This is a genomic window from Neisseria sp. HMSC061H08, assembly GCF_001836795.1.
GTDB classification, from domain to species: domain Bacteria; phylum Pseudomonadota; class Gammaproteobacteria; order Burkholderiales; family Neisseriaceae; genus Neisseria; species Neisseria subflava_A.
On the sequence record NZ_KV830556.1, the window covers coordinates 86,541 to 109,787 of the forward strand.

16 protein-coding genes and 1 tRNA gene are annotated in these 23,247 nt (G+C 46.4%); 7 read left to right on the plus strand and 10 right to left on the minus strand.

The window, feature by feature from the left end:
- Positions 1 to 171 precede the first annotated feature (171 nt).
- The gene (locus tag HMPREF2675_RS01340) at positions 172 to 2,253 is read left to right on the plus strand and encodes a carbon starvation CstA family protein (protein ID WP_070813800.1); all 2,082 of its coding nucleotides are present in this window, start codon (positions 172 to 174) and stop codon (positions 2,251 to 2,253) included.
- The gene (locus HMPREF2675_RS01345; protein ID WP_049343946.1) at positions 2,243 to 2,437 is read left to right on the plus strand and encodes a YbdD/YjiX family protein; all 195 of its coding nucleotides are present in this window, start codon (positions 2,243 to 2,245) and stop codon (positions 2,435 to 2,437) included. Before HMPREF2675_RS01340 ends, HMPREF2675_RS01345 begins: the two co-directional genes overlap by 11 nt.
- A gap of 117 nt (positions 2,438 to 2,554) precedes the next feature.
- Here the strand turns inward: HMPREF2675_RS01345 and HMPREF2675_RS01350 are convergent, their stop codons facing one another.
- From HMPREF2675_RS01350 to ppsA, 5 genes are all read right to left on the minus strand, one after another.
- Positions 2,555 to 2,845 (minus strand): chaperone modulator CbpM, encoded by a 291-nt coding sequence (locus HMPREF2675_RS01350; protein WP_003747441.1) that lies wholly within the window; start codon positions 2,843 to 2,845, stop codon positions 2,555 to 2,557.
- Between the two features lie 15 nt (positions 2,846 to 2,860).
- Positions 2,861 to 3,820 carry a DnaJ C-terminal domain-containing protein gene (locus HMPREF2675_RS01355; RefSeq protein ID WP_070813801.1) on the minus strand — a complete coding sequence of 320 codons (960 nt, stop codon included), beginning with the start codon at positions 3,818 to 3,820 and terminating at the stop codon, positions 2,861 to 2,863.
- Positions 3,821 to 4,025: 205 nt separating this feature from the next.
- Positions 4,026 to 4,508, minus strand: a complete 483-nt coding sequence (locus tag HMPREF2675_RS01360) for a hypothetical protein (RefSeq protein WP_070813802.1) — start codon at positions 4,506 to 4,508, stop codon at positions 4,026 to 4,028.
- Between the two features lie 172 nt (positions 4,509 to 4,680).
- A complete protein-coding gene (locus tag HMPREF2675_RS01365) occupies positions 4,681 to 5,385 on the minus strand; it encodes a peptidoglycan DD-metalloendopeptidase family protein (RefSeq protein ID WP_004520516.1) in 705 nt (234 codons plus the stop codon).
- A 270-nt stretch (positions 5,386 to 5,655) separates the two neighbouring features.
- Positions 5,656 to 8,040: a phosphoenolpyruvate synthase gene (ppsA, locus tag HMPREF2675_RS01370; RefSeq protein WP_070813803.1), complete on the minus strand. Its 2,385-nt coding sequence runs from the start codon at positions 8,038 to 8,040 to the stop codon at positions 5,656 to 5,658.
- A gap of 417 nt (positions 8,041 to 8,457) precedes the next feature.
- Between ppsA and HMPREF2675_RS01375 the strand changes: the two genes are divergently transcribed.
- Positions 8,458 to 9,279: a posphoenolpyruvate synthetase regulatory kinase/phosphorylase PpsR gene (locus tag HMPREF2675_RS01375; protein ID WP_004520520.1), complete on the plus strand. Its 822-nt coding sequence runs from the start codon at positions 8,458 to 8,460 to the stop codon at positions 9,277 to 9,279.
- A gap of 55 nt (positions 9,280 to 9,334) precedes the next feature.
- Here HMPREF2675_RS01375 and dcd read toward each other — a convergent pair whose 3' ends face one another.
- The 4 genes from dcd to rdgC form a co-directional block, all read right to left on the minus strand.
- Positions 9,335 to 9,901 (minus strand): dCTP deaminase, encoded by a 567-nt coding sequence (gene dcd, locus HMPREF2675_RS01380; protein WP_003680541.1) that lies wholly within the window; start codon positions 9,899 to 9,901, stop codon positions 9,335 to 9,337.
- Positions 9,902 to 10,026: 125 nt separating this feature from the next.
- A complete protein-coding gene (locus tag HMPREF2675_RS01385; RefSeq protein WP_283127786.1) occupies positions 10,027 to 10,422 on the minus strand; it encodes an MORN repeat-containing protein in 396 nt (131 codons plus the stop codon).
- Positions 10,423 to 10,480: 58 nt separating this feature from the next.
- On the minus strand, positions 10,481 to 11,263 hold the full coding sequence (locus HMPREF2675_RS01390; RefSeq protein WP_070813805.1) for an ADP-ribosylglycohydrolase family protein: 783 nt from the start codon (positions 11,261 to 11,263) through the stop codon (positions 10,481 to 10,483).
- Between the two features lie 78 nt (positions 11,264 to 11,341).
- Entirely contained in the window at positions 11,342 to 12,241 is a 900-nt protein-coding gene (rdgC, locus tag HMPREF2675_RS01395; protein WP_070813806.1) for a recombination-associated protein RdgC, read from the minus strand.
- Between the two features lie 133 nt (positions 12,242 to 12,374).
- Between rdgC and HMPREF2675_RS01400 the strand changes: the two genes are divergently transcribed.
- The 4 genes from HMPREF2675_RS01400 (at position 12,375) to serS (ending at position 22,834) form a co-directional block, all read left to right on the plus strand.
- Positions 12,375 to 12,450 (plus strand) — tRNA-Glu (locus HMPREF2675_RS01400).
- 490 nt (positions 12,451 to 12,940) lie between these two features.
- A complete protein-coding gene (locus tag HMPREF2675_RS01405) occupies positions 12,941 to 16,285 on the plus strand; it encodes an STY4851/ECs_5259 family protein (RefSeq protein ID WP_070813807.1) in 3,345 nt (1,114 codons plus the stop codon).
- Positions 16,286 to 16,287: 2 nt separating this feature from the next.
- Complete coding sequence (locus HMPREF2675_RS01410) at positions 16,288 to 21,375, plus strand: DEAD/DEAH box helicase (protein ID WP_070813808.1); 5,088 nt, start codon at positions 16,288 to 16,290, stop codon at positions 21,373 to 21,375.
- A 163-nt stretch (positions 21,376 to 21,538) separates the two neighbouring features.
- On the plus strand, positions 21,539 to 22,834 hold the full coding sequence (serS, locus tag HMPREF2675_RS01415) for a serine--tRNA ligase (protein WP_070813809.1): 1,296 nt from the start codon (positions 21,539 to 21,541) through the stop codon (positions 22,832 to 22,834).
- A 66-nt stretch (positions 22,835 to 22,900) separates the two neighbouring features.
- On the opposite strand, the gene HMPREF2675_RS01420 is transcribed toward serS, so the two are convergent.
- Positions 22,901 to 23,140, minus strand: coding sequence for a putative hemolysin (locus tag HMPREF2675_RS01420; RefSeq protein WP_070813810.1), 240 nt, complete (start codon positions 23,138 to 23,140; stop codon positions 22,901 to 22,903).
- Between the last annotated feature and the right edge of the window lie 107 nt (positions 23,141 to 23,247).

The following is a 23,247-nucleotide window of genomic DNA, read 5'->3' on the forward strand; positions in this document are numbered from 1 at the left end:
TTGTGTTAACCTTACGGACGAACTAATCATTTTGTTTTCAGTCGAATTTGGGTTGAAATGACATTTTACTCATAAAATCATGAAGACTATAATGATTGGTCTTTCTGAAGCGCATTAAGGCAGTTTGTCGCTAAACCAAGCCTTTGTGCATCACGTTTTAAGGATAAATCAATGAAATCGCTCAAATCATTTTTGATCTGGGGCATTGTAGTTTTGGTAGGCTTGGCCTCCTTTACTACTTTAGCTCTCAGCCGTGGCGAGCAAGTCAGTGCGATTTGGATGGTTACGGCCGCCATTTCTGTATACTGCATTGCCTACCGTTTCTACAGTCTTTACATTGCCAATCGTGTGATGCAGCTTGATCCTAACCGTCTGACTCCGGCAGAACGCCACAACGACGGCTTGGACTATGTTCCTACACATAAAGGCGTACTGTTCGGCCACCATTTTGCCGCTATTGCCGGCGCAGGTCCTTTGGTTGGTCCTGTATTGGCAGCGCAAATGGGTTATCTGCCCGGTACTTTGTGGATTATTTTCGGCGTGGTATTTGCCGGTGCAGTACAGGATATGATGGTACTGTTTGTTTCTATGCGCCGTGACGGTAAGTCTTTGGGCGATATCGTGAAACAAGAACTCGGTACCGTCCCAGGCGTGATTGCATCCATCGGTATTTTGATGATTATGGTCATCATCATGGCGGTGTTGGCGCTGATCGTTGTAAAAGCATTGGTTCACAGCCCTTGGGGTACGTTCACCATCGCAGCGACTATGCCGATTGCTCTGTTTATGGGTATCTACACCCGTTATATCCGTCCGGGCAAAATTGGTGAGATTTCCATCGTCGGCTTTATTTTGCTGATGTTGGCCGTGATTTACGGTGAAGATGTTGCCCACAGCTCCTTTGGTCACTGGTTCGACCTTGACGGCATTCAGCTGACTTGGGCGATTATGATTTACGGTTTCGTGGCTTCCGTATTGCCGGTTTGGCTCTTGCTGACTCCGCGCGACTATCTGTCTACCTTCCTGAAAATCGGTACGATTGCAGCTTTGGCTTTGGGTATCGTTATTGTTAACCCGACTCTGCAAATGCCTGCAGTTACCCACTTTATCGATGGTTCCGGCCCGGTATTCTCCGGTGCATTGTTCCCATTCTTGTTCATTACCATTGCTTGTGGTGCGGTTTCAGGCTTCCATGCGCTGATTTCTTCCGGTACTACGCCGAAAATGCTGGAAAACGAAACCCACGTCCGCATGATCGGTTACGGCGGCATGATTATGGAAAGCTTTGTGGCCATTATGGCTCTGGCTGCCGCCGCTTCGCTTGATCCGGGCGTGTACTTCGCGATGAACAGCCCGGCTGCGCTGATTGGTACAGATGCCAACACTGCTGCCGAAGTCATCACCACTAAACTGAACTTCCCTGTTGATGCCGCAACCCTGTTGCACACTGCTAAAGAAGTGGGCGAAAACACCATTCTGTCTCGTGCAGGCGGCGCGCCAACCCTCGCAGTCGGTATGGCACACATCATGAGCCGTCTGATTCCGGGCGAAGCCATGATGGCGTTCTGGTATCACTTTGCCTTGCTGTTTGAAGCCTTGTTCATCTTGACCGCGGTTGACGCCGGTACACGCGTTGCCCGTTTCATGATTCAAGACTTGGGCAGTATCTTCTACAAACCATTCGGTAATACCGACTCTATCCCTGCCAACTTGGTTGCAACATTCTTGGCCGTGGCATTGTGGGGCTACTTCCTCTACACCGGCGTAACCGACCCTCTGGGCGGTATCAACTCGCTCTGGCCTCTGTTCGGTATCGCCAACCAAATGCTTGCAGGCGTAGCATTGATTATGTGTACCGTTGTATTGGTAAAAATGAAACGCGACCGCTATGTTTGGGTAACTTTGGTTCCTGCTGTCGGCGTATTGTTTGTAACCTGCTATGCCGGTTTGCAAAAACTGTTCCACAGCGACCCGCGCGTCAGCTTCTTGGCTCACGCAGGCAAATACCGCGATGCCTTGGCTTCAGGCGAAGTCCTTGCCCCTGCTAAAGACATCGGCGAAATGTCACAAATCATCTTCAACGACCAAATCAATGCCGGCCTGACCGCTTTGTTCTTGGCAGTTGTCGTGATTGTCGCCGTGTACGGTTTCCGTACCGCCATGAAAGCCCGCAAAGTCGGCTGGCCAACTGCTAAAGAAATTCCAGCAGTGTACCGCGACGGTAAACAGCCGGAGGCTCAGCATGAAGCATAAGCTTGCATCTTGGTGGAAAACCATCAAGTTGACAGCAAACTTGATGGCCGGTGTCCCAGATTATGAAAACTACGTTGCCCGCCAGCGCAAACATAATCCCAATGCGCCGGTCATGACCGAGCTGCAATTCCAAGACTACTGCCGCAAACGCCGTTGTGGTAGCAACGGCGGACGCTGTTGTTAATGAAGGCATAAAAAGGCCGTCTGAAAATATTTTCAGACGGCCTTTTATTATGGAATATCAATAAAAATCAAAAACTTTGTCTTGTCATCAATATTTAAGCGAACAACTTGCCAATATTTACTCTTCTTCGAGCAGTACCAGCGGACGCTGTATTTTTCTGAGTTCTTCCACCTCGTCCAACAGTCGCATAATCAACCCCAATGCGGGAATGCCGGCTTCAAAATCACGGCTTAAGCGTTGTGCGCGACGGATACGGGCAAGATGAAAACCACTGAAGGTGCTTTTTTCGGGCGCACCATCGATGCTGATGATGTCTTCTGCTATAAGTTCCAACAGCCAATCGCGACGGCAGCGGCTGGCAGCAACGATTTCTTCAAAAGTAAGGGTAACATCGGAGGACTGAATCATAATTTATCCTTTCTCTTATGCTTGTTTCGCGGCAAAGTGTTCGGCCAATTTTTTCCATGCGGCACGGTCGGCTTCGCTCTCTACTGGCGGAACATTAATGCGGATATTGAGATAAAGGTCTCCGGCTTCTTTTGCTGGAATACCTTTGCCTTTAAGGCGGATGCTTTTACCGCTTTGGCTGTTGGCAGGCAGATTGACCTGTAAGCGGCCTGATGCGGTAGGGATGATGATTTTGCCGCCCAATACGGCTTCCCAAGGTTTGACATCTATTGTTTGATATACGTCTTTCCTGTTTTTGACGTATAAATCAGGTTGGTCGTGGAACTTGATTTTTAAGTACAAGTCACCGTTTTCACCGCCGTTATATCCCGGCAAACCTTGACCGGCCAAACGGATTTGTTGGCCTTCTGCAATGCCTTTGGGGATTTTGACGTTGAGGGTTTTATTTTGATAAACCGCACGTCCGTATTCGTCTAGAGTCGGCACATTTAAAGTCATGCTACGTTCTGCGCCAACATACGCTGCGTAAATATCAATACTCAATTCAGCATGTTGATCCTCGCCTTTTATTGGGCCGCGGGGTTGCTCGGAACGAGTGTGGGATTGGCGGAATGATGAAAACAGATCTTCAAAATTAAAGTCTCCCGCTCCGAACGGCTCGCCTTCATGACGTTCATAGCGGAAGCCGCCGCCGTTAAATCCATTGCCAAACGGATTGCCGCCTTGACCGAACGGATTGCCTCCGGCGCTGCGTCCGTAAGGATTAGCCAACATTTCATCGTATTCGGCCCGCTTTTCTTTGTCGGAAAGCGTTTCGTAGGCACGGTTGATTTCTACCGTACGTTCGGCTGCATCAGGTTCTTTGCTGACATCAGGGTGGTATTTGCGCACCAGTTTTCGGTAGGCTTTTTTGATTTCGGCCTCATCCGCATCTTTGGCAACGCCCAGTATTTCATAATAGTTTTTTTCTGCCATGTTATTCCTTTGACTGCTCATATACAAAATTCTTATAGTTTTAATAATTGAGGGTGGATATTCTAAAATCAAGGGCTTTGGAAATAAAATTCTCTATTTCTGACAATGATTAATGGATAATTTATTTCTTTGTTTCTAGAGAAATAGAAAATATAAAGGCCGTCTGAAATACGGTTTTTCAGACGGCCTTTATCAAATTGGGGTTTTATTTGTCTTGAGCATTTTTTTGTTCGCGGACCACCCATTGGGCAATATCTGAACCCAATACTTTAGAAGTGCGGTTCAAGACGGCGCAAGAGCTTTTATAAGCGCCAAACATGCCGCCGGAAGAGTTGCGGGTAAAGGTTTTTTTGCCGACTTGTTTACCGTCAACATACAAAGTGGCAGAAACAGCCATCCCTTTGGCATGGCCGATAAAGGCATTAGCTGCACTCATGGCGGAAGTAATGGCGATGTCTGCGTATGTACCTTGTTTTTTACCGTCACGGACAACCGTTACATCGCTTTTGGCTGCAGTTTCTTGCAAAGATTTGGACATGATGCTGCCCACTTCTAAACACTCGGAAACAATACGGGTATCGATTTCTTCTTTGTCACGGTAAGGGATGCTTTCATCAATATGGACATCCGCGCTGGCAAATGCAGATGCAAACAAGAATGCGGTTGCAAGGATACGGTTAGGAGACATAGTAGGGTACCTGAAATGGAATGTTAAAAAGAGCTGTTATTGTATAACGGCATTTACACTCAATCAACATAAGTTAAGTTGGTCAATACTTTGTTGAGATGGGTGTTATGGTAAGACAAATCAAAAGGCCGTCTGAAATAAAGTTATTTCAGACGGCCTTTTGATTGAGGTATTAATTTGTTCTGGTCAAATAAGGCAGGGGATCGACTGCTTTGCCGTTTAGACGAACTTCAAAATGAAGCTTGACGCTGTCTGTATCGCTGCTGCCCATGGTGGCGATAACTTGACCTGCTTGGACTTTTTGATCTTTTTGTACCAAAAGCGTGTCGTTGTGGGCGTAGGCGGTAATGGTGTAGTCATTGTGGCTGATCAAAATCAGCTTGCCGTAGCCGCGGACTTCTTCACCAACGTAGATGACGGTACCGGCTGCGGCAGAACGAATTTGTTGGCCTTGTGTGCCTGCAATATCTATGCCTTTGCTGGTTGTGCCGTTGTAGCGTTGGATAATGGAAGATGAGGCGTTATCGGTCGGCCATTGCAAACTTAACCGATTGATCGGGGTAACGGCGGTTGCTTGGCGTTGCTGCGTAGCAGTATTGCGGGAGGCAACATGACGGCGGACGCGCAATACTTGGCCGACTTCGATTTGTGAGGCGTTGGGAAGATTGTTCCATGCAACCAGTGTATTGACGTTTTGTCCGTAGCGTTTGGCGATTTGGGTCAGGGTATCGCCGGGGCGGACTTTGTAGTAGCCGTCGGGTACGGCGCGGTTGGAAGAAGTGTTGTTGCCGGCGCAGGCTGCTAAGACGGCAATGGTGCTGATGAGTGCCAGACGTTTTAAGGCCGTCTGAAAGGTGGAAATAAAATTTGTATTCATGAGTTGTTTCTAAATGTATCGTTATACTGTATATGATAGATAGGAAGAGTGAAAAAAGGTTCACTCAAAAGGCATGGGATAAAATGCGGAAAGGCAATATAGTACCATTGAGAATTTGTGGGTATGGCTGAATATTTCTATATCTTTTTGATGAAAAGGGACTTTTTTGACAAGGTAAAAGAAAGTGAAAGTTTTTTCAGACGGCATTGAATAAGGCAATAAAAATCCCCTGCCGAGATAAACGGTCAGGGGATTTTTGTCTCATCGAACTTATTTGTTCAATTCGTTAGCCAGATACAGCCAGGTTTCAATGACGGTATCAGGGTTGAGCGATACGCTCTCGATACCTTCTTCAACCAGCCATTTGGCAAAGTCCGGATGGTCTGATGGACCTTGACCGCAAATACCGATGTATTTGTTTTGTTTGCGGCAGGCAGAGATTGCCAAGTGCAACATCACTTTAACGGCAGGGTTGCGCTCGTCGAAGGAGTCGGATACCAAACCGCTGTCACGGTCGAGGCCGAGGGTCAGCTGGGTCATGTCGTTAGAGCCGATGGAGAAGCCGTCGAAGTATTGCAGGAATTGTTCTGCCAATACAGCGTTGCTTGGCAACTCGCACATCATGATCAGGCGCAGGCCGTTTTTGCCGCGTTCCAAACCGTTTTCTTTCAGGGCTTTAACAACAGCTTCTGCTTCACCCAAAGTGCGAACGAATGGAATCATGATTTCGACGTTGGTCAAACCCATTTCATCGCGAACGCGTTTCAAGGCTTTGCACTCGAGTGCGAAGCAGTCTTTGAAGTTATCAGCCACATAACGTGCTGCACCACGGAAGCCCAACATTGGGTTTTCTTCGTGTGGTTCGTAGATGCTGCCACCCACCAAGTTAGCGTACTCGTTGGATTTGAAGTCAGACATACGGACGATGGTTTTGCGTGGATAAACCGAAGCAGCCAAAGTTGCCACACCTTCTGCGATTTTATCGACATAGAAGTCAACAGGAGAGGCGTAGCCGGCGATGCGACGGGTAATTTCAGCTTTCAACTCGTCGTCTTGTTTGTCAAATTCCAACAAGGCTTTAGGGTGGATACCGATTTGACGGTTGATGATGAATTCCATACGCGCCAAGCCGATACCTTCGCTAGGCAGGTTGGTGAAGCTGAATGCCAATTCAGGGTTACCAACGTTCATCATTACTTTTACAGGCGCTTTAGGCATATTGTCCAAAGCAACATCGGTAATTTGTACGTCCAGCAAGCCGGAGTAGATGAAGCCGGTATCGCCTTCGGCACAAGATACGGTAACTTCTTGGCCTTCGGACAGCAGATCGGTAGCGTCGCCACAACCTACAACAGCCGGAATACCCAATTCACGCGCGATAATCGCTGCGTGGCAGGTACGGCCGCCACGGTTGGTCACGATGGCAGAAGCACGTTTCATTACCGGTTCCCAATCCGGGTCGGTCATGTCGGTAACGAGTACGTCGCCTGCTTCAACGGAATCCATCTCGGAAGCATCTTTTACCAAGCGAACTTTACCTTGACCAACTTTTTGACCGATGGCTCGGCCTTCGCACAAGACAACTTTTTCGCCGTTGATAGAGAAGCGGCGCAGGTTGCGGCTGCCGTCTTCTTGAGATTTCACGGTTTCAGGACGCGCTTGCAGGATGTAGAGTTTGCCGTCCAAACCGTCGCGGCCCCATTCGATGTCCATTGGGCGGCCGTAGTGTTTTTCGATGGTCAGCGCGTAATGGGCCAACTCGGTAACTTCGGCATCGGTAATGGAGAAGCGTTGACGGTCTTCTTCAGGTACATCGACGTTAGTCACAGATTTACCGGCTTCGGCTTTGTCGGTAAAGATCATTTTGATTTGTTTCGAACCCATGGTTTTGCGCAGGATAGCCGGTTTGCCTGCTTTCAAAGTAGGTTTGAATACATAGAATTCGTCAGGGTTTACTGCACCTTGTACGACGTTTTCGCCCAGGCCGTAAGAAGAGGTAACGAAAACGACTTGGTCGTAACCGGATTCGGTATCGATGGTGAACATCACACCGGACGCGCCGCTGTCAGAGCGCACCATGCGTTGTACGCCGGCAGAAAGGGCAACGATGTCGTGTTCGAAGCCTTTGTGGACACGGTAAGAAATGGCACGGTCGTTATACAGGGAAGCGAATACATGGTGCATGGCTTCTTTAACGTTATCCAAGCCATTGATATTCAGGAAGGTTTCTTGTTGGCCGGCGAAAGAAGCATCCGGCAGGTCTTCTGCTGTTGCGGAAGAACGTACGGCAACGGAAATGTCCGCACCGCCGGCATCGGCAACCATTTTGTTCCAAGCTGTTTCGATTTCAGCATCCAGCTGCTCAGGGAACGGAGTATCCAAAATCCATTGACGGATTTCTTTACCCACGCGCGCCAACTCGGCAACGTCTTCAACATCCAGTTGTTTCAGGGCTTCGGAAATACGCTCGCTCAGACCATTATGAGCCAGGAAAGCACGATAAGCTTCGGCTGTGGTTGCAAAACCGCCGGGAACGCGCACGCCTTTTTCAGTCAGTTGGCTGATCATTTCGCCCAAAGAGGCATTTTTACCGCCCACTCGCTCAACGTCAGTCATACGCAGGTTTTCAAACCAAATAACGTAGTTTTCGGCCATTTGTGTGTCCAATCCAATCCAAAAAATGTTAAAAAAGAAACAAATCCGCCTGCTTATTGTAGCCATTCGTTTGATGGCTGTCATGTGTTTTATCTTTTTAAAAATCACAAATTCGTCTGTGATATTGTGCTTTTCAGGCGTGTAGCCTTCTGAAATGTGAATATCAGATTCATGTTTTTACGTGTTATCTTCTTGTTAAATATGGAAAACAAAATAAGTTAATAAATTTGATAAACAAGATTTATTTTGTAATTTTAGAATAAAATTCTACAAAATAGCAAAAAATAAAATTTTGTGCCAATTTAAAAATTGTTCAAATTTGTTGTAATCCTGTGTAATCTATCGGGAATCGCTTTATTGCAAAGGCTGTAACTGCTATGATTGCCGTCTGAAACGTTACCCTCAAGAGGATTCATTATGACTGATCCACGCCAAGTCTTCTATATTTCCGACCGAACCGGCCTGACCGCTGAAAATATCGGTGAAGCCTTGCTGAACCAATTTGGCAATGTTGAGTTCAAACGCCATACCTATCCGTTTATCGATACGCCTGAAAAAGCACGTGCTGTTGTAGACAAAGTCAACCAGTCAGCTGAAAAATTCGGCGTGCGCCCGATTGCTTTTGTCAGTGTGGTCAATGACGAAATCCGTGAAATCATCAAGAAAGCCAATGCGTTCCATATTAATTTCTTTGAAACCTTTCTCGGTCTTTTGGAAAAGGAACTCAATACGGAGGCGGTTGCCGCCCAGCAGGGGCACCACAGTATCGGCAATACCCAACGCTATGATGCGCGTATGGAGGCGGTCAATTTTTCACTGAATCATGATGACGGCGTCAGCGATAAAAACCTGCAGGAAGCGGATGTGATTTTGATGGGCGTGTCCCGTTCCGGCAAAACGCCGACTTGTCTCTATCTGGCCTTGCAATACGGTATCCGTGCCGCCAACTATCCATTGATTCCTGATGATTTGGAATCCACAGATTTGCCGCGTATGGTCAAGCCTTATAAAGACAAGCTGTTTGGTTTGACCATTCAGCCTGAACGCTTGCAGGCAATCCGTCAGGAGCGCCGTCCTAATTCGACTTATGCCAAAATCGATACTTGCCGCAGCGAGATTGCCGATGCGCAAAATATGTTCAAACGCCACGGTGTGCCGTTTACCAATACAACCGATAAATCTGTGGAAGAACTCGCCGTTCATATCTTGCAGGCTTGTAAGTTGAAACGCCGTTTCTAAATAAAATGATAAAAGGCCGTCTGAAACTTCAGACGGCCTTTTGTTATTTTGTATATTAGGTCTTGGGCAGGGTAACACCGGTTTGCCCCATGTATTTGCCGTTGCGGTCTTTGTATGAAGTTTCGCAGACTTCATCGCTTTCAAAGAACAAGACTTGAGCCACGCCTTCGCCTGCATAGATTTTGGCAGGCAGGGGGGTGGTGTTGGAAAACTCAAGCGTAACGTAGCCTTCCCACTCAGGTTCGAACGGAGTAACGTTGACGATGATGCCGCAGCGTGCGTAAGTGGATTTACCTAAGCAGACGGTCAGGACGTTGCGCGGGATGCGGAAATATTCGACTGTGCGCGCCAGGGCAAAGGAGTTGGGCGGAATGATGCAACAGTCGTCTTCGACTGTAACGAAGTTTTTCGGGTCGAAGTTTTTTGGATCGACGATGGTGCTGTTGATATTGGTAAAGATTTTAAATTCATTGGCACAGCGGATGTCGTAGCCGTAGCTGGATGTGCCGTAGGAAATGATGCGCTGGCCGTTGGCCTCTTTGATTTGGTTGGGCTCGAACGGCTCAATCATGCCGTGTTCTTCGGCCATGCGGCGTATCCATTTGTCGGATTTAATGCTCATGGTGGTTGTCCTGGGGTAAGGGTTGTTTGGGAATTCTTTGAAATCAACACGACAGCCTTTAGACAGGCTTGTCAATTGATGTTTCAGACGGCCTAAAAGCTGGATAAGGCCGTCTGAAAGGCTGTTTATTTGGTTTTAGAAGCAGATTTCTTAGCCAGTTTGACTTCTTTAATCATACCGTCTTCGCATTTCATGATGAAGACGGGTGTGCCGTTTTGAGAGGCGGTAAAGTTTCCGTGCGCCCTGCCTTTTTTGAACACACCCTCCAGCGTCATATTGCGTAATTTGGCGCTGTTGGAGGAGAAAGGTTCGATAAAGGTTTCGCTGTTGCTGGAAACGGTATATACGCCTTTGCCGTCAAATTTGCCGTTTTTAAAGGTGCCGACATAGCTGCGGCCGTCTTGGCATTTCCATGTGCCTTTGCCGGATGGTTTGCTGTCTTTGCCGACATCGCCATCGTAAACGCAACCTTTTTCCTGATAAGGATTGATGGTTTCGGCAATGGCAGGCGTACCCAGCATGAAGGCGATAGGGAGTAGGGCGAGGTATTTCATTATTCATTCCTTTTTGCAGGCGGTTTCAGATGGCCTGATATTGGGATTCAAAAGTCAGCAGGGTTTCAGCAATGCGGCGTGGCAATATGGCTAAAGCGTGTTCGCGCATGGATGCAGGGATACCGTAGTAGGCTTCGGCAATGCTGCCGGTAATGGCCGCCAAGGTATCGCTGTCTCCGCCCAGGGAAACCGCCAGTCGGATGGCGTGTTCAAAATCATCGCTTTCAAGAAAGGCGGTAACTGCTTGAGGTACGGTGTCTTGACAGCTTTCGTTGAAATGATAATGCGGGCGGATTTGGTCGCAACTTTGGCTCAAGTCGTAGCCGAATTGTCGTGTAATGTTTTCTTTGATTTGCGCTTTGCCCATGCCGGTACGCGCCCAAAAGATGGCGGCGGCTACGGCTTGCGCGCCTTTAATGCCTTCCGGGTGGTTGTGCGTTACGGCGGCGGATTGTTCGGCAAAATGCAGGGTTTCTTCCAATGTGGCAAATGCCCAGCCAACGGCAGAAACACGCATGGCCGAGCCGTTGCCCCAGCTATTATAAGGTTCTGGATCTTTCCATTCTATCCATTGTGAGAAGCGGCCGCCATATGCGCCTTTAGGGCAGGGATATGCCCTACACCAGCCTTGTAAAATAGAGGCTAAATTATCGTTGCAGCCTTGTAAAACCCAATCGGCAATGGCAGCAGTGCAAATCGTATCATCGGTGAAGTCGCTGTCGGGGCTGAAAATATCAAAATTGGTGTGACGGTAGTTGTCAAACTCGAATCGTGATCCGGCAATATCGCCAATGACTGCGCCCAACATCATGACATCCTTTCTGATACTTCTCTTTATATTTCAGACGGCCTTTGATATTTCCCAATCAAAAGGCCGTCTGAAAAATTATTCTTGCCAACCGCCCAAATAAGAAACCAGTTCTTCCAACATGGTGCTGATGGCTTCGGTCATCAGGATTTGCGAGGCAAAGGCGAGGCTGGCGGCATCGTCGCCGTTGCTTTCGGCTTCTTCTTGCAAAACGTCCAGATACTGGATGCGTTTGAGGGTAAAGTCTTGGGTGAGGATGAACGCGATTTGTTCGCGCCATACCAAGCCCAGCTGGGTAACGGTTTTGCCGTTTTTGACGTGTTGTACCACTTCGTCGGCGGTCAGGTCTTGTTTGGAAACTTTGACGACCGGAACAACATCGCCTACGCCTTTGAGTTCGCAATCGCTGTCCAATTCAAAACCGCCTTCGCAGTGGCCTTGCAGCAGCCAGCTGGTCATCAGGGAAGAGGGCGATTGTTTGGTGTTGGGCAGCGAGGCTTCTAAACCGCCCAACGCTTCGCGCAGCTTGGTCAGGATGTTTTCCGCTTTGGCAGATGCGGCATTGTTGACCAAAAGATACCCGTGGCGCGTGTCGAAAATCGCCTGTGTGCGACTGCTGCGCGTAAAGGCACGGGGCAGCAGGTCGTCGGTAATCTGCTCTTTCAGCTCTTGTTTTTCCTTGCGGCCGACATTGCGCGCTTCGTTGTTTTGGATTTCCAAAACCTTTTCATCCAAAATATCGCGGATCACGCCGGCAGGCAGGACTTTTTCTTCTTTTTTCAGAGCAACGCGCCAAGTGTAATCGGCAGGGAAAACCAGCTCGGGCAAAAAGGAAACCGGCGTGGCAAAGCCTTCGCTAAACCAGTCCAAACCTTGACAATGGGCAAATTCGGATTGCGCCAATTTGTCGGCAAGGACTTCCAATTCGGGCAACTTGTCTTTGTTGAGCGGATAAAAACTGATTTGCTTAAACCACATGGTGAGTTTTCCTTTTTATTAAAACCGGCATTATACAGGGAAAATAACATACGGAAATCGGCAGCATCTTTAAAAATGCAGTAAAGGCGTTGACAGAAGAAAAGGGTTTCTGTATAGTTCGCGCTTCGGTTACGCGCCCATCGTCTAGAGGCCTAGGACACTGCCCTTTCACGGCGGCAACCGGGGTTCGAATCCCCGTGGGCGTGCCATATTTTGAATAAACCCTTACTAAAAAATAGTAAGGGTTTATTTTTTTGCCACTATGGTACTGTTTGTACATCTTTAAACTCTATTGTAAACGTGGACTAGAAGCAAAATACTCGGCCTATTCGACATTTTTGGGTGTTCTACATTAACTAAAAATAATGTATCGGTGACTGGTAGATGGGTCCCATCATTCAGAAAAGGCAAAAGAGTGTCTCATTGATGATTAAACTTAGAAGATGAATAGAGGAAGAAATCATGAAAACGAAAATCATGTTGAAAGCACTGAAAAAAGAATAGATTAATTTCCCCTCTATGAAATCCATTGAGGAAGTGTGTGTTTAATAAGCCTATCTGGAAGTTTTTAGGTTGTAGGCGTATGATATGCTATTTCAATATTAGGTTTGTAAGATTAGTCTAGGTACTGCACTTAAAATCCAAATGGTTTTTATATGCTGATATAATTTCGTTTTAAGTCAACTGCCGATTTTTATTATGAAAAATCTTACGAACCCGTTTAAGAGTTGGTTATCACATTTCTTTTTTAATCGTGATCCACTTAATCCTATTCCGAATGGTAGGCCACTGTATACTTATGCAGTTAATGAAAATGAATATCGTGAACTGTGTGCGCTGTTTTATCGTAAGCCTTTTTTGATATCGGGTTCTTCTTATCAGGACGAATGGTGTGCCTGTTACTGTCTGGCAGTTAGTGAAACTTATCGACGCGAGTATTCGGGTGGTGAATGGAGTTGGGCATTTTTCGATAATGCAATAGGTACGCAATTTGATAATGAGCAGCAACGTTACAAATATTTGAAAAAAGGGTTGGCATATTGGCGGCGAGAATGGAAATATGACGCTGCTAAAAGTACGCGTTATCTTGGTACATTAGTTGCTGAAGGTGGATTACCACTGAAAATGCTTGCAGCTGATGATAATGTTATTCGTAATATTATTGATTATGGCTTGAAAAAATATCAGGAGAGTATGGAAACTTTCCGCCCTTTAGAAGGATATATTGCTGAAAGAGTGTATAGACTGGCACAAGTATTTCGTGATACTGCGGCTGTTGTTCTATTTGCTGATACAGTCAGAGCGCTAGTCAAGCTCACTGAACGGTTTGACTTGAAGAATAAACGCAATTTGGTCGAATACCTGGATCAGGCAGATAGTGGTTGGCGCAGTGAGTTTCCTTTTGCTTTGGATGGTAATCAGGTGGATGCAGTTATCAACCGCTGGTTGGGTAATGCAGCAGACGAACGTCAAAAAGTGGAAAAGCAAGAGTTCTCCTGTCGGCATTATGTAAAGGAGGAAAGTTGGTGCTTGCATGCTAAAATCGGGTTACCTGAAAAATTTAGTTTCCCTATTCAGAATTATCAGGGTAAAACGGTTTTACAATGGCAAATTTTTGAAGGAGAAGAGCCAGTTGCCCAAATGGGAGCAACAGCATTTGCTTCTCTTAGTGATACAGGCGGAGAGCTAACATTCAAACTTCCTTTTGGGAAACAGCTTGATTTTATCCGAGAGAAACCTAGTCTGCCTTTGTCTGTGCGAGTGTTTGCTAGCGGGCGGCTGATTTATACCAAGTTGTTTGGAGATACTGGATTTGATGAAGATGCACCGCTAGTGTTTCGCCCTGATCAATATCAACGTTGGCAACTGTTCTCCACTAATGAATACACGCGCAGTAAAGATAGAGATATTTTGATTCATCTACCAGACGGTTTTAGGTTGTCTGAAGATGAAAATGTTTCCTGTTTGGGCGAGCAGTGGTTTAAGTGTTCGGACGGATTGACTGCTTGTCATGCGGATGGGCGAGAAATAGTTGTTGTACAAGCTAGTCTGACAGAACAGAGTATTTTGCACGGGAGACTGTTTTATCACTGCCAAAATACTGATGGTTTACCTGTGTATCGTGGTTTTCCTACTCTGCTAACGCCTCCTGACTTATCTCCGACGCACATCAAAATCAACGGCGAGGTTCAATCAAATATCTGCCCGAGCTATTATGGTACATTTCAGGTGGCTTTCTATAAGGGCACAATTTGTTTGTTGCGGCGTAAAATTACTGTCCTGCCTGAAGATTTTTCCTATACTTGGCAAGCAGCAAGCGGCAAAGATCCCGCTATTTTAAATGTTGATACTTCCAAAAAGGTTTTCATAGATGTCTTTGCCAAGCATCTAGATATCACACAAATCCATTCCCGATTTGGATTTATCTGCCAAGCTGAGGACGGTAATTATCCATCTCATATTATTCTTGCAGTTGGAAGTAACCCTCTTCAAGCTGCACGATTAAGACTATCTCTACCGTTTGATGGTGCGTATCTATATGATGAAAAAGGTAGAATTGATGATTACCGTCTGAATGTCAATCAGCTGCTAGGCAAGTGGATAATGGTATATTCCTCCGCATCGACCGATATGAGGCTGGTATTCAAATTATCGGATAATGTACATGGTCGTCCCATTTCGATCAGCGAACGTTTGTCAGCAGATGGTTCGGTGCAGCAGTTTTTCTTAGATCAATGGAAACCGCAACTTTTGCAGCTCTTATCGTGCAGCAGTAGTCAAGATGCCCAGGTAGAAATTACTGTGTGCCATGTGGGCTCAGAGAACCCTTTGATACGGCTTATCCTGTCTCGTTATAATGGTCTAGTTATGTGGAATAATCAGTTTTACCGTTTCGGTATTCTGGCAGTGACAGATGCATTACGAAAAAGTTTCGTCATCAAACGGCAGGCAGAAGACGAATTAACTTGCCGAGAAGCAGTAGTAAACATCATGCGCTTGGATGCACCTGAAAAAGGTGCACAAAGGCTGCTTGAAAGCGCAATGAGGATAAATGGGCATTATCAACTGTCGTCCGAACAATATGATGAAGGATTGTGGTTGATTTACCCTGCGCCTGAATCACCAGTTCAATTCCGTCCAGATATATTTGACAATAGCAGTGAAAAATTTATCGAACCATTTCAACATAATTCCCTGCATATTGCTGCACGCGCTTTCCATCCGGACCACAATCCCGAAGCTATTAGCCGTATCATTACGGAAATGGTGGGTAATCCTGAGCATTCTGGTTGGCTGTATTTTGAGAGCCTGAAGCAGCATTTTTCTCATCTGCCACTGTCAGTATTTGAAACATGGAAAGCCTTGGTACAACAGCCCAAAGCCTTAGCTTTAGCGGTATTACGCTTAAGGTTGGATGGTGTATTTTGCGAGCGGATGCGTAATGAATTGGCTGTGGTATGGGAGTGGTTGGCTCTACAAGATTGGTTTGCTGCCATAAGTGCGTACAAACCATACATTCGTACCAAAATTGCAGCTACAGGCTTGAAGCCCGATGATTTCCTCTTGTCTGAAAACTGTATTCCTACAAGTGTGTTGTGCCATGACGAGATTTTACGCAATCATGTATTTAAAGGATTTCTTTCAGAAATAGAAATGATAGTGGTGGAAAACACGCTTGGGGAAATTTTCGACAAGAAGCACGATTCACGTTATAACCGCCATTACAATGCATTGCGTCAAAATGAAAACTTACGGATTCCCGAAACGCTTTCAGACGGATTGCAACAATGGTTAGACAAACAACAAGGCTCATTTTTCGACCAAGTACGCCGCCTATCTAAAATTCATTTTGACCGTGCTGCCGTCTGGCTCCCCGTTTTTACCGCCTGTGTTAAAACCGGCAAGGCGCATCCTAACGACATCAGGCCGTCTGAAATGACAGCCGCGCAGTTTGCCGATGCTTTTTACCGTATTTATGCTTTGGACGCAGAATGGTTCGATTACGTCTGCGCCACCCTGAGCTGCCATTTGATGAGTGAATAACAATGAATACCGACCCCATGCAAACCCTGTCCGGCCTGATAGAGCAGAGCCTGAACCGCATCAAGGAAGCCACCATCGGTGTATTGGATATTACGGATGATAAATTGCGCGGCCACCTGCGCCAACTGATCAACAACGAATTGGGTAACGAAAACTGCTTTCTTGCCGATCCCGTCGTCGAACAGACTTTCGGCTGGGAAAGTGCGGACTGCACCTTTGCCGATTTGGTAGAGCAAAACCTGTTTTCTGCAAAACTTACCGATGTGTTAGCCAAAGCCGACAATTATGATTTCCCCAAAACTGCCCGCCCTTACATCCACCAATTGCAAGCATGGCGGCATCTTTTGGCCGATACACCCCAGTCTGCCATCATTACCAGCGGCACGGGTTCTGGCAAAACCGAATGCTTCATGATTCCGATATTGGAAGACCTGATACGCCGACAAACGCAGGAAAACACAGCGCTGGTTGGCGTTCAGGCTCTGTTTCTTTATCCGCTCAACGCCTTAATCAATTCGCAAAAGGAACGCTTGGACGCATGGACGAAGCCCTTCGGTAACAAAATCCGCTTTTGCCTCTACAACGGCAACACCAAACCATGTACTGATCCACGTGACAAAGACCAGCCCAACCAAATCTTGTCGCGGGAATTGCTACGCAAAGAACCTCCGCCTATCCTACTTACTAATGCCACTATGTTGGAATATATGCTGGTGCGCCAAGTAGATGCCCCTATTTTGGAAAAATCTCGCCAAACAGGTTCATTGCGCTGGATAGTATTAGACGAGGCACATAGTTATATCGGATCGCAGGCGGCAGAAATTGCACTGTTATTACGCCGTGTAGTACACGCGTTCGGCAAAAAGCCCGAGGATATACGCTTTGTTGCTACATCTGCCACCATTGCTTCCGACAAAGCAGCAGACGAACTTCGCTGCTATCTTGCTGATTTAGCTGGGGTACCCAAGGAACAGGTTCTAGTAGTTTCTGGAAGCCGCGACTTTCTGCCAATTAGTGTTGCCGATGGTAGACAGAGCCTCGCAGATATCACATCTATTAAGGACGAAGCAGAACGCTTTGCAGCCCTTTGTCAAAGTGTAATGGCCACTACCCTGCGTAATTGTCTGACAGCCAATACCCAACCTTACACGCTGAACCAATTGATACAGGCAACGCAAGCATATTTGCTTTCTGATAGCCTTGATAAACAGCAGCGTGAAGTTTTAGGCTGGCTGGATGTTATGACTCAGACAAAACCGTCTGAAAATGCTGAACCATTTTTAAAACTGCGTTTGCATATATTTCAATCAATGCTGCACGGGTTATGGGCGTGTGCTGACCGTCATTGCAGCAAAAAAGAAGGTTACCTTAAAGACTGGCTATTTGGGCAGGTTTATCTTAACCGCAGAACTAAATGTGATTGTGGCGCTCCTGTGTACGAATTAGTGTTGTGCCAAGATTGCGGTACCCCGCACTTGATGGCGCAGGAGTATAACGGTATTTTGCAGCAGTGCGATACCTATATCACCGATGAGTTTGCACTCAATCCTGAGCCTGCAGCTAATGATGAAGAAGACAGTGGTGATGATGTAAACCCAATTTCAGATGGTCTACAATTCATATCCCGCAATAAAGTGCTTGCAGCCCCAGTCAGTATGCAGTCTGAAGACTATATGGTACAAAAAATCGATAAAGAAACTGCGCAAATAGGTGTGCAGCAAGGTAAAACTTTTGAGTTGGCTTTGGATTGCTCCTCGCATGCCTGCTGTTCCGCCTGCGGCAAAGAAAACCGAAGAATGCCGTTTTATCGTGGACAATATTTAGGTGCACCATTTTATGTAACTAACGCTGTTCCGACTGTATTAGAATTTTGTAGTGATGCTGAAAATGATCCGCAATCGTTACCCGCTCGTGGACGGCGATTAATTACTTTTACTGACAGCCGTCAAGGCACAGCGAGAATGGCGGTAAAAATGCAGCAGGAAGCGGAATATTCTAAATTGCGTGGTATGGTGTTTGATGTATTGGTGCAGGAAACTGAAAAACCTGTTAATAACGTCCTAATGCCTGAAATGGTAGCAAAAATTGAACAATTGAAACAAACCGACCCCACTTTGGCGGAAATGTTGTTGGAAGCAGCAAAAAGTAAAGCACAAAAAAGTGACAAAAAAGCCTACCTCACTTGGGATGATATGTACCGTACACTGCGCTACAAAGATGAAATGACGCAAGATTTACTGCCTTACAATCGAGAGACCAATCCCAGCATGTTTAATGATCCTAGTGGCAACGGAGCAGAAAAGCTGGCAGAGTTGCTACTGGCACGCGAATTTATCCGCCGCCCAAGAAATGCCAATAGTTTGGAAACTTTAGGTTTGACAATGATTTGTTATCCTAGTCTGGATAAAATCAGCACAGTGCCTGATGGTTGGGTAGAGACACGTGTTTTAAATCAGGCAGACAATCCAAGCAAACCGCTGGATTTGGATGATTGGAAAGCATTTTTAAAAATGATTTTGGATTTTCATGTCCGTGAAAATTCCTTTACCAATTTAGATGAGCAGAAAAAACGATGGTTAGGCAAACGCTTTTCGGGAAAATCCCTGCTGCCGCCCGATACCAGAGAAAAGCAAACTTCGCGCAAACGAGCTTGGCCGAAAGTTCGAGATAAAGGCCGACAACCTCGAGCAGTCAAAATTTTGCAGGCGGTTACAGGTCTTGATATTCAAAACCCTTTGGCTAAACACAAAATTAATTCGTGGCTGCAAACTGCGTGGAAACAATTGACTACTGATAGCAATATCCTACATCCCGATAATGATGCTTGGAAAATGCCGCTTTCAGCAATAGCGTTTAAGTTACCTGAAAAAGAAATGTGGCTGTGTCCGCAAAGTCACCGCCTGATCGACACTACTTTGCGCGGTGTGTCTCCTTATTTGCCTGGTAACTGGCAGGAAATGCCGTCTGAAAAACTGTTTTGCAGCAAAACTGAGATTCCAGATTATTATCGTTTCAAACAGGATGCCACTGCCGAACCTCGTCGTAGCCAAATGCGTCGTTTGCTGAAGGAAGATAAAGATGTAGGCCACTTGCGCCAAGAAGGTTTGTGGAGCAATTTGAACGATAAAATCGTAGAAGGAGGTTTCTACTATCGTGCGGCGGAACATTCAGCACAAATTGAATCTACACAATTAAACAGATACGAACAGATGTTCAAAGAAGGGAAAATTAATGTATTGAGCTGCTCTACTACCATGGAAATGGGCGTGGATATTGGCGGTATGGCAGCAGTGGTAATGAATAATGTACCACCACATCCTGCCAATTACCTGCAACGTGCCGGCCGTGCAGGGCGTCGTAGCGAATCAGCGGCGGTGGCTTATACATTGTGTAAAAACGATCCGCACAACCGCCGCGTATTTGCCAATCCGAAATGGGCATTCACTACGGCCATTGCCGCGCCGAAAGTATCGTTAAGTTCTAAAAAAATCGTCAGCCGCCATATGCATTCGCTCTTGTTGGCAGCATTCCTTGCCAAGCGAAGCGATACAGGCAAAGACTGTACTAAGCTGAATACTGCATGGTTTTTCAACCCAACCCAATCTGTTTGGGAGCAGTTTTGCGACTGGATGAACTCACCAGAATGCTCTACTATTAACCAAACTTTGGGTGAGCTGGCGGTAGGCACTGCTTTGGAAGGAGTACCATTAACACGTATCAAAGCAAGTGCTAAACAACGGCTGCTGGAATTAGCAGGGAATTGGCAGGCTGATTTCCATAGTATCAACCATAAAATTAAGCAAACTGACAACGATTTATACAAGAAAGCCTTAAATCGCGAGAAACAACTACATGAAAATGAGAACCTGCTTGGCTATCTGGCGGTAAACGCATTTTTACCTGGTTATGGTTTCCCTACTGGCATAGTAGAAATGAAGATCCGTAAAATGGAAGACTTACGCCGTGAACGAGAGAAGCGAGACGATAATCTGTTCATCCGCAAAGAAAACCCAAGCCGCAGTTTGGATATTGCACTGCGTGAATACGCACCTGGTTCGGATGTTGTATTAGATGGGCGCGTATACCATTCTGCTGGCATCAATCTACGGGTAAAATCGGATGAACGAGGTAAAAACGAAGACCAACGCTTTGATACTGCGTGGCGCTGTAAAAACTGCGGTAAATCTGGCGTAACGCGTTACAAATATAGCTGTAGTGATATCCAATGTTCTTACTGCGGTGAAAGTATTCCTTTTGATGAACAATGTACGGTACTAACCCCAACAGGTTTTCTGACTGACTTTTTTGAAGACAGTAGCAACGATGTTTCCTACCAAACATTCGTTCCTATTCAGCCTCCTAGAGTACAATTGAATGGTGAAACTGTAGCCTTTCTAAAACATGAGTGCGGTGAAATTAAATATGGTAGTGACGGTAGAGTACTGTTTCGCTCTAGTGGCAAGCATGAAAAAGGTTTTGCTGTTTGCATGAGATGTGGTAGGGCTGATTCCATGACTGAAACAGGTGAACTGCCTAATGTATTTTTGGGTGAGTATCATAAAACCTTGGGTGGCGGTTTGGATCTTAGCAGTAACAGTAAAGATTGTCCTAATAGTAATGTTCAGATCAATATCCATCTGGGCCATCAGATCTCAACCGATGTATTGGAGATTGCCCTGAAAAATCCACAAACTAAGGTATGGCTAGGTAGTGGGGATAAAACTACCGCCCGCACAATTGCCGTTGCTGTACGCGATGAAATTGCTACTTTTTTGGGTATAGAAACTACTGAAATGGGCTATGCCGTGCGGGCAGATAGAGATTTGGAAACAGGTGCCGTTCGCTGTTTGATTCAGATTTACGACAAAGCCGAAGGGGGCGCCGGTTTCGTTTTATCTGCTGTAGATGACATCAACGGTATCATAAGTCGCGCTTTAGACCGTTTGAATTGCCCAGCTGATTGTAGTATCGTTTGTCAGCATTGCCTGGCGGGTAGTGATAGCAATGTAGAGCGAGAAGAACTGGACCGTCATCAGGCTTTACAATGGCTTGAGGAAGCTCAATTGAAACAACATTTGAATTACCAGTAAGTATTTTGTGTGCCGATAGTTATACTCGTGGGCGTGCCAAAATTCTTAAAAAACGCTCCTGCTTTTTGCAGGGGCGTTTTTTGTTTTCAGACGCCTGTCGCTGTGAAAATATCTTTAAATTGGTTTACAATAATGCCATTCTGAATCTTAACGAGAGAAAACAATGTTAGACATCCAATTGCTCCGCAGCAATACCGCCGCAGTTGCCGAACGTTTGGCCGCCCGCGGTTACGAGTTTGATATCGCGCGTTTCAACGCTTTGGAAGAGCAACGCAAAGCCGTTCAAGTGAAAACAGAAGAGTTGCAGGCTTCGCGCAACAGTATTTCCAAACAGATCGGTGCGTTGAAAGGCCAAGGTAAACACGAAGAGGCTCAAGCTGCAATGGATCAGGTTGCTCAAATCAAAGTGGATTTGGAGCAGGCTGCCGCTGATTTGGATGCTGTTCAGAAAGAATTGGACGCATGGTTGTTGACCATTCCGAACCTGCCGCATGAAAGCGTACCTGCCGGTAAAGATGAAACTGAAAACGTTGAAGTCCGCAAAGTCGGCACGCCGCGCGAATTTGACTTTGAAATCAAAGACCATGTTGATTTGGGCGAGCCTTTGGGTTTGGATTTTGAAGGTGGTGCGAAACTTTCCGGCGCGCGCTTTACCGTGATGAAAGGCCAAATCGCCCGTCTGCATCGCGCTTTGGCTCAGTTCATGCTGGACACGCACACGCTGCAACACGGCTATACCGAGCATTACACGCCTTATATTGTGGATGACACCACTTTGCAGGGCACAGGCCAACTGCCTAAATTTGCAGAAGATTTGTTCCATGTTACCCGCGGTGGCGACGAGAGCAAGAAAACGCAATATCTGATTCCGACCGCCGAGGTAACGCTGACCAATACCGTTGCCGACAGCATCGTGGCAGGCAGCGATTTGCCGTTGAAATTGACTGCGCATTCCCCATGTTTCCGTTCCGAAGCGGGCGCATACGGCAAAGACGTGCGCGGTTTGATTCGCCAGCATCAATTCGACAAAGTGGAAATGGTGCAAATCGTTCATCCGGAAAAATCATACGAAGCGCTGGAAGAAATGGTCGGACACGCTGAAAATATTTTGAAAGCGTTGGAACTGCCATACCGCGTGATTACTTTGTGCACCGGCGATATGGGTTTCGGTGCAACCAAAACCTACGACTTGGAAGTTTGGGTTCCTGCGCAAAACACCTACCGTGAGATTTCCAGCTGCTCCAACTGCGAAGATTTCCAAGCACGCCGCATGAAAGCGCGTTTCAAAGATGAAAACGGTAAAAACCGTTTGGTGCATACTTTGAACGGCTCAGGCTTGGCAGTCGGCCGTACTTTGGTGGCAGTATTGGAAAACCATCAAAACGCCGACGGCAGCATTAATGTTCCTGCTGCGTTGCAACCATATATGGGTGGCGTGACCAAACTGGAAGTAAAATAATCGCTGTTTAAAAGAAAAAGGCCGTCTGAAACTTGGGTTCAGACGGCCTTTTATATGGTTTAGCAATTATTTGTTGTGTTGACGGAAATATTCCCATTCTTCAACGACTTTACCGTCAGGCAAGTGGCACACGCCGTATTCGCCACCGTCTTTGTCTTTTTTGATTTCGGATTTTCCGCCTTGTTTGACGCAGAATTCAGAAGCCGGATTGGCCACGCCGACCTTAGGAGATTCTTGTTTTTCAGAAGCGGAGCAGGCGGCCAAAGCAGTTGCGGCAGCGAGGCTGAGGATAAGGGGTTTGATCATGGCGCGTCTTTCATTTGAAGGATAAAAACAAGCGGATTATAAGGGATGCTTGCGTTTAATGGCGTTAACCAGATTAAAGGCCGTCTGAAAAGTTTTCAGACGGCCTT

Coding starts and splice junctions, on each gene's coding strand:
- HMPREF2675_RS01375 (WP_004520520.1), top strand. CDS start 8,458: ATGACTGATCCACGCCAAGTCTTCTATATTTCCGACCGAACCGGCCTG.
- HMPREF2675_RS01365 (WP_004520516.1), bottom strand. CDS start 5,385: ATGAATACAAATTTTATTTCCACCTTTCAGACGGCCTTAAAACGTCTG.
- HMPREF2675_RS01360 (WP_070813802.1), bottom strand. CDS start 4,508: ATGTCTCCTAACCGTATCCTTGCAACCGCATTCTTGTTTGCATCTGCA.
- HMPREF2675_RS01410 (WP_070813808.1), top strand. CDS start 16,288: ATGAATACCGACCCCATGCAAACCCTGTCCGGCCTGATAGAGCAGAGC.
- HMPREF2675_RS01385 (WP_283127786.1), bottom strand. CDS start 10,422: ATGCTGGGTACGCCTGCCATTGCCGAAACCATCAATCCTTATCAGGAA.
- rdgC (WP_070813806.1), bottom strand. CDS start 12,241: ATGTGGTTTAAGCAAATCAGTTTTTATCCGCTCAACAAAGACAAGTTG.
- HMPREF2675_RS01345 (WP_049343946.1), top strand. CDS start 2,243: ATGAAGCATAAGCTTGCATCTTGGTGGAAAACCATCAAGTTGACAGCA.
- HMPREF2675_RS01355 (WP_070813801.1), bottom strand. CDS start 3,820: ATGGCAGAAAAAAACTATTATGAAATACTGGGCGTTGCCAAAGATGCG.
- serS (WP_070813809.1), top strand. CDS start 21,539: ATGTTAGACATCCAATTGCTCCGCAGCAATACCGCCGCAGTTGCCGAA.
- HMPREF2675_RS01420 (WP_070813810.1), bottom strand. CDS start 23,140: ATGATCAAACCCCTTATCCTCAGCCTCGCTGCCGCAACTGCTTTGGCC.
- HMPREF2675_RS01340 (WP_070813800.1), top strand. CDS start 172: ATGAAATCGCTCAAATCATTTTTGATCTGGGGCATTGTAGTTTTGGTA.
- dcd (WP_003680541.1), bottom strand. CDS start 9,901: ATGAGCATTAAATCCGACAAATGGATACGCCGCATGGCCGAAGAACAC.
- ppsA (WP_070813803.1), bottom strand. CDS start 8,040: ATGGCCGAAAACTACGTTATTTGGTTTGAAAACCTGCGTATGACTGAC.
- HMPREF2675_RS01390 (WP_070813805.1), bottom strand. CDS start 11,263: ATGTTGGGCGCAGTCATTGGCGATATTGCCGGATCACGATTCGAGTTT.
- HMPREF2675_RS01350 (WP_003747441.1), bottom strand. CDS start 2,845: ATGATTCAGTCCTCCGATGTTACCCTTACTTTTGAAGAAATCGTTGCT.
- HMPREF2675_RS01405 (WP_070813807.1), top strand. CDS start 12,941: ATGAAAAATCTTACGAACCCGTTTAAGAGTTGGTTATCACATTTCTTT.